This window comes from Streptococcus sp. 27098_8_113, from assembly GCF_041432545.1.
Classification (GTDB): domain Bacteria; phylum Bacillota; class Bacilli; order Lactobacillales; family Streptococcaceae; genus Streptococcus.
The window spans coordinates 56683-68408 of record NZ_JAPVZU010000013.1 but is presented as its reverse complement, the minus strand read 5'-3'; the positions used below and the strand labels follow the sequence as shown (position 1 = coordinate 68408).

At 45.0% G+C, this 11726-nt stretch carries 12 protein-coding genes and 1 pseudogene; 2 read left to right on the top strand and 11 right to left on the bottom strand.

Annotated elements, in window-relative coordinates; all coding sequences use genetic code 11:
• Nucleotides 1-276 (top strand): annotated as a pseudogene (locus O3644_RS08150) (prepilin peptidase); the annotation flags it as partial.
• On the opposite strand, the gene O3644_RS08145 reads toward O3644_RS08150, so the two are convergent.
• On the bottom strand, nt 270-719 hold the full coding sequence (locus O3644_RS08145; RefSeq protein ID WP_152902032.1) for an effector binding domain-containing protein: 450 nt from the start codon (nt 717-719) through the stop codon (nt 270-272). The pseudogene O3644_RS08150 and the gene O3644_RS08145 overlap by 7 nt on opposite strands.
• A gap of 78 nt (nt 720-797) precedes the next feature.
• Here O3644_RS08145 and O3644_RS08140 point away from each other — a divergent pair, with 78 nt between their 5' ends.
• Complete coding sequence (locus O3644_RS08140) at nt 798-1697, top strand: YafY family protein (RefSeq protein ID WP_048765533.1); 900 nt, start codon at nt 798-800, stop codon at nt 1695-1697.
• A gap of 175 nt (nt 1698-1872) precedes the next feature.
• Here O3644_RS08140 and trpA read toward each other — a convergent pair whose 3' ends face one another.
• The 10 genes from trpA to rlmN all read right to left on the bottom strand — a co-directional run bounded on the left by trpA (nt 1873) and on the right by rlmN (nt 11719).
• Nucleotides 1873-2652, bottom strand: coding sequence for a tryptophan synthase subunit alpha (trpA, locus tag O3644_RS08135; RefSeq protein ID WP_002929651.1), 780 nt, complete (start codon nt 2650-2652; stop codon nt 1873-1875).
• Nucleotides 2645-3868, bottom strand: a complete 1224-nt coding sequence (gene trpB / locus O3644_RS08130) for a tryptophan synthase subunit beta (protein ID WP_002929650.1) — start codon at nt 3866-3868, stop codon at nt 2645-2647. The genes trpA and trpB (O3644_RS08130) overlap by 8 nt, the downstream gene beginning before the upstream one ends.
• Nucleotides 3858-4445 carry a phosphoribosylanthranilate isomerase gene (locus tag O3644_RS08125; protein WP_002929649.1) on the bottom strand — a complete coding sequence of 196 codons (588 nt, stop codon included), beginning with the start codon at nt 4443-4445 and terminating at the stop codon, nt 3858-3860. The genes trpB (O3644_RS08130) and O3644_RS08125 overlap by 11 nt, the downstream gene beginning before the upstream one ends.
• The gene (trpC, locus tag O3644_RS08120) at nt 4432-5199 is read right to left on the bottom strand and encodes an indole-3-glycerol phosphate synthase TrpC (RefSeq protein ID WP_371595451.1); all 768 of its coding nucleotides are present in this window, start codon (nt 5197-5199) and stop codon (nt 4432-4434) included. The genes O3644_RS08125 and trpC overlap by 14 nt, the downstream gene beginning before the upstream one ends.
• Complete coding sequence (trpD, locus tag O3644_RS08115; protein WP_371595450.1) at nt 5196-6200, bottom strand: anthranilate phosphoribosyltransferase; 1005 nt, start codon at nt 6198-6200, stop codon at nt 5196-5198. Before trpD ends, trpC begins: the two co-directional genes overlap by 4 nt.
• A 10-nt stretch (nt 6201-6210) precedes the next feature.
• Nucleotides 6211-6774, bottom strand: a complete 564-nt coding sequence (locus tag O3644_RS08110; protein WP_371595449.1) for an aminodeoxychorismate/anthranilate synthase component II — start codon at nt 6772-6774, stop codon at nt 6211-6213.
• Nucleotides 6771-8129 (bottom strand): anthranilate synthase component I, encoded by a 1359-nt coding sequence (trpE, locus tag O3644_RS08105; protein ID WP_371595448.1) that lies wholly within the window; start codon nt 8127-8129, stop codon nt 6771-6773. The genes O3644_RS08110 and trpE overlap by 4 nt, the downstream gene beginning before the upstream one ends.
• A 402-nt stretch (nt 8130-8531) precedes the next feature.
• The gene (trpB, locus tag O3644_RS08100) at nt 8532-9713 is read right to left on the bottom strand and encodes a tryptophan synthase subunit beta (protein WP_371595447.1); all 1182 of its coding nucleotides are present in this window, start codon (nt 9711-9713) and stop codon (nt 8532-8534) included.
• A 391-nt stretch (nt 9714-10104) separates the two neighbouring features.
• On the bottom strand, nt 10105-10644 hold the full coding sequence (locus O3644_RS08095) for a VanZ family protein (protein WP_371595446.1): 540 nt from the start codon (nt 10642-10644) through the stop codon (nt 10105-10107).
• Nucleotides 10631-11719 (bottom strand): 23S rRNA (adenine(2503)-C(2))-methyltransferase RlmN, encoded by a 1089-nt coding sequence (gene rlmN, locus O3644_RS08090; protein WP_125380449.1) that lies wholly within the window; start codon nt 11717-11719, stop codon nt 10631-10633. Before rlmN ends, O3644_RS08095 begins: the two co-directional genes overlap by 14 nt.
• Nucleotides 11720-11726: the final 7 nt, after the last annotated feature.

Below are 11726 nucleotides of genomic sequence, written 5' to 3'. Positions count from 1 at the left end.
ACAGCAGGTATCAATCCGCTCATGATTTTCTTTTTGGTCCTAGGACTTCTAGCCTTCTTTTTTAATCTTCGCATCGGAGCTGGAGATTTTCTCTTTCTGGCTTCTTGTTCTGCTATTTTCAGCCTAACAGAAATTCTCATTCTCATCCAAATTGCTTGCTTCTCTGGCCTCGCTTGTTATTGCTTTAAAAAGAAAAAAGACAGTCTAGCATTTGTACCCTGTCTCTTGTTTGGTGTCGTGATGATTATTTTCTATAAATCCCTACTCTTTTACTGAACTGGAACCCAAAGCTCAACTTCTGCATCCATAGGATTCCCGTTTAAAAGTATTTCTAAGATAATTCCATCTTGGTAAAGGGAACTACTTTCTTCCTCAAAAAAGTTATCCTCCAATTGGTCAAACAGGAGTCTTGATTTATCACCACTGGCTGAGCTTACTAAATAATCTTTCTCTGGGACGAGAATGCTTTCGTAGCCTACCACAGCATTCTTTGCCGCAACTCCTGCATAGTATTGAATACCATCTTTATGAGGAACAATCAAGGCATAGCCTTTTTTATCTATAGAATGGGGCATCAATTTCCCCAGCATTCCTTCTTTAAATAACTGAGCATAGAACGCTGTCTTCTCTTTAGAATAGTGCTGTTCATGAACCGTAGTTCCTTCTATCAAAATACTCCTGCCAATCAGGGTAAACGATGGTTTGGTTTGATGTTTCATTATATGAACTCCTTTCTTTATGGTATAATCATAACAAAGGTAATATGACACCTATCTGTCATATTTAAGGAGAAAATCATGAAAATTGACCGTCAAATGGGAATAATTTCTCATTTAGTAAATCAACGAAAAACAACAGCTAAAGAACTATCAAAACTTTTTAAAGTCAGCACCCGAACTATTATGAGAGATATTGATGATTTATCTCTTGCAGGCATTCCTCTCTATGTAACGAAAGGAAAAAACGGAGGAATTTTTCTTATGGAAGACTTTCAAACTGATAAACCTCCCCTGACTCAATCCGAACGACTTTCAATCGAATCCGGTTTGAAAAGTCGCTATCAAGTATTGGAAGATGCCTCTACTTTCAATGCTATATTGAAATTAAATGCTACTAATGCATACTCTGATTTCGAAATTGATTTGTCTCTATCTCAAGGGAACTTGGAAATACGAACTTTGATTTTTAAATTATTGGAAGCTATCAGAGGTAGAGTAAAAATAAAATTTTCCTATATTAATGCACAAGGACTGGTGAGTCAAAAAAATTGTGAGCCTTACCGTATTGTCTATAAGGACCGGAGCTGGTATATGGATGCCTACGATACTGATAAAGCGCGTTTTTCTGTTTTTAAAGTTGCTAGAATTAGTGAACTTACTCTCTCCGATACTTTTTCAAAAAGACATTTTACACCACTTCCCTATGATGGTGGTACATGGATGAATGAAAACAAAGTACCTGTCATCCTGCATGTCCAGAAAATTGTCCTTGATCGATTTGTGGAACTCTTAGGCTATAATGCCATAAAACCTATTAATAGCGATATTTACGAGATTACTTATCCGTTAAACGACAATGATTGGGGATACAATACCTTGCTTGCTTTTGGAAAATACATCACTGTTATATCTCCTAAGCATTTCTTGAAACATTTCACCAGCTATATAGATACCATTCATAAGCAATACCCAAACTAATATTCAATCAACATCAAAAATCAAACATTTTTTATGGTGCTAAAATTCAAGAACATGGGTCAGGCTCTAGTTCTTATCCAAATCGCTAGCTTCTCTGGTCTCGCTTGTTATTGCTTTAAAAAGAAAAAAGACAGGCTAGCATTTGTACCCTGTCTTTTGTTTGGTGTGGTGGTGATTATTTCTTATAAGCTGCTGCTTCTTTGATAAAGGCTGCTATACCAGTATCCTTTTCATGAAGAGCTTTGACAATCTTAGATCCGACAATGACTCCATCTGAGACTTGATTGAAGCGGTCAATATCCTCTAAAGTCGAAACGCCAAAGCCCGTCAGTACTGGAATCTCTGCAATATCACGAAGCTTGCTCAGATGCTGGTCCAAATCATCGCGGTAGCTTCCGCTCTTACCCGTCACACCGTTGATGGCTACAGCGTAGATAAAACCTTCAGCTTCCTTGATCAGCTCCTGCTGACGTTCTAGACCAGTTGTCAGGCTCACTAAAGGAACTAGAGCGATATCTGAATCTTCCAGCAGGGGCAGAATAAAATTCCTGTGCTCGTAGGGCAGATCCGGAATAATCAATCCTTTAACCGGTGTTGTAGCTAAGTCCTTGACAAAATCTTTGAGACCGTATTGGAAAATAGGATTGAAGTAGGTCATGATAATGAGAGGCAGCTGAGTGTCCAAATTCTGCAAGCTTGCGACTAAAGACTTGGTTGAAGTATGGTGGCCAAGACTTCTCAGACCGGCTTCTTCAATAACAGGTCCATCTGCAACAGGATCTGAAAATGGCAGACCGATTTCAATGGCTGATACACCCAAGTTTTCCAAAAATGAGATGGTTTCTGGTAATCCTGCTAAACCTTTCTCGTGATCACCAGCCATGATATAAGGAAGGAAAATTCCCTTACCTGCTTTTTTGATGGCCTCTAAATGCTGAGTGAGTGTTTTAGTCATGGGCACCTCCTTTTTGAGCAGCTTCACTTTCCAAGCGTTCCTTTACCTGAACGACATCCTTGTCACCACGACCGGATAGGCAGACGATCATTGATTTATCTGGTCCCAACTCCTTAGCCAGCTTAACTGCGTAAGCAATAGCGTGACTAGACTCTAGAGCAGGAATAATCCCTTCGATACGAGACAGGAGCTGGAAGGCTTCCAAGGCTTCTTCATCCGTGACTGGAACATAAGTTGCGCGCTGGATAGCATTAAAATGAGAATGTTCAGGACCGATGCCTGGATAATCCAGCCCGGCAGAGATAGAGAAAGCTTCCAGAATCTGACCTTGCTCATCCTGCAAGACATCCATCAAGGCACCGTGCAAAACACCTGGCCGGCCTTTGGTTAAGGTCGCAGCATGTTCATCTGTATCCACGCCTCGCCCAGCCGCTTCTGTTCCATACATAGCAACTGAGCTATCGTCTACAAAGGGATAAAAGAGCCCAATAGCATTGGAGCCACCGCCAACGCAGGCCACTAAAGCATCGGGTAAGGCACCTGCATTTTGCTCAGCAAACTGGCGCTTAGCCTCACGCCCAATCACGCTCTGATAGTCGCGGACAATCTCCGGGAAAGGATGGGGTCCCAAGGCTGAGCCCATAATATAGTGAGTATCATCGACCTGAGCCACCCAAGCTCGCAAGGCAGCGTTGACTGCATCCTTGAGGACTCGAGAGCCATCGGTCACAGACTCTACCTTGGCTCCTAAAAGTTCCATCCGAAAGACATTGAGGGCTTGGCGCTTGACATCTTCTTCGCCCATGTAGATAGTACAGTCCATGTTGAAAAGGGCTGCAGCTGTGGCTGTAGCTACTCCATGCTGACCTGCACCAGTCTCTGCAATGATTTTCTTCTTGCCCATTCGCTTGGCTAGCAGGACCTGGCCTAGGGCATTATTAATTTTATGGGCCCCGGTATGATTGAGGTCTTCCCGCTTCAGATAAATCTTAGCACCGCCAGCATAGGCTGTCAGATTTTTTGCAAAATAGAGAGGATTTTCCCGCCCTACATACTGCTTCAGCAACTCGTCCAGCTCAGCCTGAAAGGCTGGGTCTTTTTTACTCTCACGGTAGGCTTTGTCCAGCTCCAAAACTGCTGTCATCAGCGTTTCCGGAACAAATCGCCCGCCAAACTCACCGTAAAATCCTTCTTGATTGGGTTGATTATATGCCATCTTTCACTCTTTCTATAAATTCTGTTATCTTTTCTAAATCCTTCTGTCCGTCAGTCTCGACCCCGCTGGATACATCAACTGCGTAAGGAGCGAAGTGCTGAATAGCTTCTCGGACATTTCCTGCATTCAAACCACCGGCGATAAAGAAGGGCTGGTGGATTTGACTCTTATCAAAAGCTTGCCAGTCAAAGGTCTGACCACTACCGGCAAGAGGGGCATCAAAGAGCAGGTAGTCCGCTTGTTGGCTGACTCCTTTTAACGCTCCCTTGACCTGATAAGCTCGAATAACCGGCCGGCCAATCTGAGTCAGGAGCTCTTCATCAAAATCGCCATGAATCTGCACCAAATCCAGATTTGCCACCGAAATAGCTTCCTGTAGCTCCGACAAGCTCGGAGAGACGAAAACTCCTACCTTTCGGACAGTAGGCGGCACCAAGGCAGTTAGCTTCTGAGCTTGCTCCAAACTAACCCTCCGACGGCTCTCAGCAAAGACAAATCCAATGTAGTCAGCACCAGCTCGGCATGCCGTCTCCACAGCACTGGCCGTTGATAAGCCGCAAATCTTAACCTTTGTCAATTTTTAGCTCCTTGATTTTTTCTGCCACATCCTCAGCCTGCATCAGGGCTGTTCCGACTAAAACCGCATGGAAATAAGGAGCTACTAGCTCAGCATCTTCCTTGCTGAAAATAGCGGATTCTGATACGTAAACCCTGTCATCTTTGAAATGGGCAGACAGCTGGAGACTGGTATTGATATCTGTCTCAAAAGTCACTAGATTGCGGTTATTAACACCGATAATCCGAGCTCCTATTCTATGGGCAATTTCCAGCTCCGCCAGATTATGGGTTTCGACCAGAACTTCCAAGCCTAAACCCGTCGCAAAATCATAGAGCTCTTGCAGCCGCTTTTCAGACAAGGCAGCCACAATCAGAAGAATAACTGTCGCTCCAGCATTGCGGGCGCGAACAATCTGCTTTTCATCAATGATAAAATCCTTATTGAGGGTCGGAATGGTCACTTGACTAGAAATCTCTCTCAGGTAATCCAGATGTCCTTTGAAGAAAATCTCATCTGTCAGGACCGAAATCATAGCTGCACCGCATCGTTCATAAGTGCGGGCTTGCTCCACAATATCCACACCGAGATTAATATCTCCCAGACTGGGGCTGGCTTTTTTGACCTCAGCAATCAGCTGCAGCTCTTGAGGGTGGTTTTTGAGATACTCATAGAGGGAATAGGTCGAGCGCAGTGGTTGCAGCTCTTCATAGGACATAGCTGCGACTTCCTGCTCTTTTTGCTTTAGAATGGTCGGGAGAAATTCTTTACTCATTTCTGATACTCCTGTAGTTGCTTGAGTTTTTCATAGGCTGCGCCACTAGCGATCACTTGGCGGGCCAAAGCTATTCCTTCTTCTATGCTGTCTGATTTCCCATTAGCAAAGAAGCCTAGACCTGCATTCAGAACTGTCATTTCCAGATAAGGGCTGGCTTGATTTTGCAGGACAGATACCAGAATATCTGCATTTTCTTTGGCATTGCCCCCACGAATTGCTTCAAGAGGGATTTCTTCCATGCCAATATCTGACGGTAGAAAGCTATGCAGGCTGATCTCCCCATCTGCTAGCAAAGCGTACTGGGTACGACCATGAAGACCGGCCTCGTCTAGACCATCTGGACCCGACACGACCACTGCACGCTTGCGGCCCATATTTTTCAAAACCTCTGCCGTGCTCTCTAGCATATCCGGTCGGCTGGTGCCCAAAAGCTGGGTTTCTAAAACCATAGGATGGATGAGCGGCCCTGTCAGGTTCATGATAGTGGGAACACCTAGACTGAGACGAGCTGGCATGATATATTTCATAGCTGGATGAAGGTTTTTAGCAAAAAGAAAGACTATTCCCGTCTGATCAAAGACCTTACCCAAGCTGGCTGTATCCATGTTTAGGTTAATCCCTAAAGCTTCTAAAACATCAGCCGATCCTGATTTAGAGGTAATGGAGCGATTACCGTGCTTAGCCATCTTGATCCCACCACCTGCTAATACGAAGGCCGCTGTGGTCGAAACATTAAAACTAAATGATTTATCACCACCAGTTCCACAATTGTCCATGGCTGTGCGGATTGTAGTAGGGATCTGCGGAGTATGGCCTCGCATGGCCTGAGCCAAAGCCGTCCGTTCCTCTACTGTTTCCCCTTTCATCTTAAGAGCCAGCAAAAAGGCTGCAATTTGTGTTTCCGTTACTCTTCTAGTAACGATGCGCTCTAGCACATCTGACACTTCCGAGCTGCTTAAATCCTTAAAATCTGCTAGTTTTGCAATAATTTCTTTCATAATTCTTCCCCTATTTGACTAAGTCGATGAAATTTTTGATGGACGACAGGCCATCTGGCGTGCCAATACTTTCTGGATGATACTGAAAACCATAAATGGGCAGGCTCTTATGCTGGATAGCCATGATCGAGTTATCATCAGCTGCCCGAGCCGTCACTTCAAAGTTCTTTGGCATCTCCTCAATCAAAATCGAATGATAGCGCATGACCGGCTGCCCATCCTCAATCCCCTGATAGATAGGAGATTTCTCCTCAAAGCGCAGAATACTTTGCTTGCCATGCATGACCTTGGGAGCCAAACCTAGCTTTCCGCCAAATACTTCTGCAATGGCTTGATGCCCCAAGCAAATCCCCAATATCGGCTTTTTACCAGTAAAATCGCGGATAAGCTCTTCCATCCGTCCTGCATCTGCCGGCCAGCCTGGGCCTGGAGACAGAACCAAGGCATCCGCTTCTTCTGCCGCTTGATAAAGGCCTGCATCATCATTTCGCAAAACCTTGACTTCTGCGAAATTGCCGATATACTGGGCTAGATTGTAAGTAAAAGAATCATAATTATCAATTAGTAAAATCATTGCATTTCTCCTATCTTGGTCATTGATTTGGCCTTGTTGATGGTTTCTTGGTATTCATTAGCAGGGATCGAGTCATAAACAATACCCGCTCCAGCTTGAACGTAAGCTCTGCCATTTTTCAAAACCATAGTCCGAATAGCAATGGCAAAATCCATATCCCCTGTCGCAGACAGATAGCCAATAGCCCCCGCATAAACGCCACGTTTTTCCTGCTCCAACTCATAAATTCTCTTCATGGCTCGAATCTTAGGAGCACCCGAGACGGTGCCGGCCGGCAAGGTGGACTTGAGTGCATCCATAGCCGTCAGTTGAGGCAGAAGCTGACCACGGACCACACTGGTCAGATGCATAACATAGCGGAAATACTCTACTTCCATGTACTTAGTGACTTCCACGCTGTTATTCTGAGTAATTTTACCAATATCATTACGCCCCAAATCAACTAACATGCGGTGCTCCGCCACTTCCTTCTCGTCAGCCAGCAACTCCTCTGCCAAGGCTTTATCCTCTCGTTCATCCTTCCCACGCGGTCTAGTACCAGCAATAGGATTGGTCGTGACCTGACCCTGCTTGACAGACACCAGACTTTCCGGGCTGGCTCCGATAATCTGATAATCCCCGAAGTCATAAAAGTAGAGATAGTTGGAAGGGTTGGTCACACGCAGATTGCGATAGTAATCCAGCGGTCTACCAGAATACTCTGCTGAAAAGCGCTGACTAAGTACACATTGGAACATGTCTCCCTGCCGAATCAAGCTGCGCGCTTCTTCCACCATTCTTTCAAAAGCCGTCTGTTCAATGTGACTCTGGAAATTCAAACTGGACAGTTCCAGCGGTGAAAATTCATCTGCCGCTGGCTGCGCCAGCTCAGCCATGATACACTCCAGACTTGCAGCCAAATCAGCTTCGCTTCTATCACTGTAGAGCGCCTCCTCAACGATATAGACCTTATCTTTTTTATGGTCAAAAACCATGTAACTCTCATAAACGAAAAAGTGCATATCCGGCGTTCCAATCACATCAGCTGGAATCTGGCCAATCTCTTCATAGAGAGAAATCATATCATAACCAACAAAACCAATAGCCCCACCGCCAAAAGGCAGGTCTGAATGATGATCTTTCTTTACGGCTAACTCATGCAGATAGTCCAATGGATCTGCCTCGATTACTTGCCCGTTCTTTGTTAATCGGCCGCTTTCATAGCGAACTTCAAAGGCTGGATTATAGGCTAGGATAGAAAAGCGGGCTGTCTCGCTATCTCTCGGAATACTCTCCAAAATCACCTTGTGGTCGCCCTGAATCCGCATGTAAGCTAGAATCGGCGATAAAATATCAGCTGGTAAAATCTTTTGCATAATGTTTCTTTCTATTTAATCAGAATCGTTTAAGGATGAGCAATTTGCTAGTTATCACTGCATTCACAAGAACAGATAGCACCTGTTCACTGTCATAACTTGCCACAGAGCTACAGAAAAACGCCCGCACAGTTCATCCTGTGAGGGCGTGTCATCGCGGTGCCACCTCAGTTATGGAGTTTTTAGGCTCCACATCTCATTTACCTATTTACAGTCATTTAGATCCCTTTTAGTAGAAGGCAGCATACTGGTTTACAGCAAAGTAAGCTAACAAAGTAATAAAAGTTCAACTAAAGGACTAAATTTTGTCTCCAGCAGCCCAATTCATAACTTCTCCTGCCTGTTTACAGCAACCACAGACTCTCTGAAAGGAGGGATGTTACTACTCTTCTGCTGGGTATTTTATTTTCTTTTTTCTAGATAGTCGGCAATGGCTGCCACATCCTTGTCTCCACGACCAGATACATTGATAATGATGATTTGGTCGGACGACAGTTGCGGAGCTCGCTTGATAGCTTCAGCAATGGCATGAGAGCTTTCGATTGCCGGCAAAATTCCTTCCTTTTGTGTCAAAAGAAGCAAGGCATCCACAGCTTCATCATCTGTCGCTGCCACGTATTCTACTCGACCAGAATCTTTAAAGAAAGCATGTTCGGGACCAACTCCAGGATAGTCCAAGCCTGCCGAAATGGAGTAAACCGGCGCTACCTGACCATCTTCAGCAAAGACAGCGTAGGTCTTCATACCATCCACTACCCCGACGCTTCCCTTGGTCATGGTCGCCGCATGCTGGTCTGTATCAAGTCCACGCCCGGCTGCTTCAACACCAACCAGCTTGACTTCTTCATCCGCCACATACTGGGAGAAAGCACCGATGGCATTGGAGCCGCCGCCTACACAGGCAATAACATAGTCCGGCAAGCGGCCTTCCTTGTCCAAAATCTGACGGCGAGATTCTTCACTGATCACCTTTTGGAACTCATGGACAATGGTCGGATAAGGGTGAGGTCCAACAGCAGAACCCAAAACATAGAAGGCTTCCAAATCGCTCATCCAAGCTCCAAAAGCTGCATCAACTGCATCCTTGAGGGTTTTGGTTCCTGTTTTCACAGCGTGAACAGTCGCTCCCATCATTTCCATGCGGAAAACATTGAGGCGCTGGCGTTCTACATCCTCTGCCCCCATGTAAACATCACACTTCATACCAAACTTGGCTGCTGCTGCCGCAGTTGCCACACCATGCTGACCAGCTCCAGTTTCAGCAATGACTCGGGTCTTGCCCATCCGCTTAGCTAGAAGAATCTGCCCCAAAACATTATTGAGCTTATGCGAGCCCAGATGATTGAGATCTTCCCGCTTCAGATAAATCTTAGCTCCGCCCAGATGCTGGGTCAGACTTTCTGCAAAGTATAGCGGAGTTTCCCGACCTGAATAGTCCGCCAAATAATGCCGGTATTCATTTAAAAATTCTGGGTCATCCTTGTACTTCTCAAAAGTCGCTTCCAATTCATCCAGCAAGGCTTGGATAGGCTCTGGTACAAAGGAGCCGCCGAATTGTCCAAAATATCCTTTAGTTTCTGTCATCTTCATTTCCTCTTTTCTTTATTTTCAAGCAAAACAAAAGCCCACACACAGAAAAAACTCTGTGTGAGGGCGTAAAATCGCGGTGCCACCTCAATTATGGAGCAAAGTATAGACTGCCTCCATATCTCTGTCTTGTCTAACAACAAGTCGCACTGTAAGGTGTGCTCACCGAATTTTTATTGTTTCAAATTCATTTTTTTGCATCAGCCCAACTTCATAACCTTCCACTACCTGTTTCCACCAACCACAGGCTCCCTGAAAGTAGAAAAAATTATTACTTTTCTGACGATTGTCTAAAATTATAAAGCTTCTAAAGTCTTTTGTCAAGAGAAAATATGGAAAAAGAATCATTTTTTATAAAAAATTCTATAAAATCCGAACATTGCCCTTGTTAATCCCTCTTGAAAGCGTCGTCTTGACGATTTTTCCAGATTTTCTGACCAAGCTGAAAAGCCCGCCAAGCCAGATAACCGCCCAAAGTATTGGTCCAGAGATCATCAATCTCAAAGACTCGGTTAGCGTTGATGAGAAGATCCAGCAGAATCTGAGTCACTTCGATAGACAAACTCATCCCAAAGCTCAAGCATACAACTTTCTTGGTACTCCGCAGCTTTGGAAAGAGGCAAAGCAATTGAAAAACCAATGGCGACAGAAGAAAGATATTGGCCAAATTTTGGACAAAAACCTTGACCAGTTGGATCCAAGAAGTAATTTCACCAATATTGACAAAGGAGTTAAAAGGAACCAAGAGAACCACTACTCGGCCAAAGTACTGGATACCCGGCGTCTCCATTCCCGGCTCTGGAACCTGAGGAATAAAGCACAGGGTGCAGAGCATCAAGAAATAGAGTCCGCATCCTCCTGCTAGCAATCTCCGTCCCTTAGCAGTCAGCTCACCGGCTGAAGTCAGATAGTTCTTAAGGCTGAACATTTTCTACCAATGCTTTCTCGCGATCACGCTTCATGGTATTAGAACGCAGCTGACCGCAGGCTGCATCAATATCTGTACCATGTTCCTGACGAACCACGCAGTTGACTCCGTTTTTCTTGAGGGTATCATAGAAGGCCATCACGCGCTCCTTAGGACTGCGGCTGTATTGGTCGTGCTCGCTAACGGGGTTGTAAGGAATGAGATTGACATAAGACAGTTTCTTAATGTTTTTCAGCAATTCTGCCAGTTCCTTGGCCTGCTCTACCCCGTCATTGACTTCATTAAGCATGATGTACTCAAAGGTCACCCGGCGGTTGGTGGTTTCGATATAATATTCAATGGCTGCAAAGAGCTTCTCAATCGGAAAGGCACGGTTGATTTTCATGATACTAGAACGCAGTTCATTGTTGGGCGCGTGCAGTGAAACAGCTAGATTGACCTGAACGCCTTCATTGGCAAAGTCACGGATCTTATGAGCCAGCCCTGAAGTTGAAACGGTGATATGGCGGGCACCGATGGCCAAACCTTTGTCATCATTGACCGTCCGGACAAACTTCAAGACATTCTTATAGTTATCAAAAGGCTCGCCAATCCCCATAACGACGATGTGGCTGACCCGCTCGTCCTGACCACGCTCGTCAAAATACTTCTGCACCAACATAATCTGCGCAACAATCTCACCGTTATTAAGGTCACGTTGCTTTTTAATCAAGCCAGAAGCACAGAAAGTACAGCCGATATTGCAGCCAACTTGGGTGGTCACACAGACAGAAAGTCCATAGTGCTGGCGCATAAGTACCGTCTCAATCAGCATGCCATCCGGCAGCTCAAAGAGATACTTGACCGTACCGTCAGCCGACTCCTGAACAATACGTTGTTTAAGCGGATTGACAACAAACTGATCATTGAGCTTGGCAATCAAATCCTTGGATAGATTGGTCATTTCCTCAAATGACTGGACACGCTTGCGATAGAGCCACTCCCAAATCTGGGCAGCACGGAATTTCTTTTCTCCCTGAGCTTCCGCCCATTCAATCATTTCTTCTCGCGTTAAGCTATAAATCGATGGTTTCATGTTTCTC

Excerpts from the sequence above, each read along its gene's own strand:
- trpE (WP_371595448.1), bottom strand. The coding sequence starts at position 8,129 with ATGCAAAAGATTTTACCAGCTGATATTTTATCGCCGATTCTAGCTTAC.
- trpD (WP_371595450.1), bottom strand. The coding sequence starts at position 6,200 with ATGAAAGAAATTATTGCAAAACTAGCAGATTTTAAGGATTTAAGCAGC.
- trpB (WP_371595447.1), bottom strand. The coding sequence starts at position 9,713 with ATGACAGAAACTAAAGGATATTTTGGACAATTCGGCGGCTCCTTTGTA.
- trpC (WP_371595451.1), bottom strand. The coding sequence starts at position 5,199 with ATGAGTAAAGAATTTCTCCCGACCATTCTAAAGCAAAAAGAGCAGGAA.
- rlmN (WP_125380449.1), bottom strand. The coding sequence starts at position 11,719 with ATGAAACCATCGATTTATAGCTTAACGCGAGAAGAAATGATTGAATGG.
- O3644_RS08140 (WP_048765533.1), top strand. The coding sequence starts at position 798 with ATGAAAATTGACCGTCAAATGGGAATAATTTCTCATTTAGTAAATCAA.
- O3644_RS08145 (WP_152902032.1), bottom strand. The coding sequence starts at position 719 with ATGAAACATCAAACCAAACCATCGTTTACCCTGATTGGCAGGAGTATT.
- trpB (WP_002929650.1), bottom strand. The coding sequence starts at position 3,868 with ATGGCATATAATCAACCCAATCAAGAAGGATTTTACGGTGAGTTTGGC.
- trpA (WP_002929651.1), bottom strand. The coding sequence starts at position 2,652 with ATGACTAAAACACTCACTCAGCATTTAGAGGCCATCAAAAAAGCAGGT.
- O3644_RS08110 (WP_371595449.1), bottom strand. The coding sequence starts at position 6,774 with ATGATTTTACTAATTGATAATTATGATTCTTTTACTTACAATCTAGCC.
- O3644_RS08095 (WP_371595446.1), bottom strand. The coding sequence starts at position 10,644 with ATGTTCAGCCTTAAGAACTATCTGACTTCAGCCGGTGAGCTGACTGCT.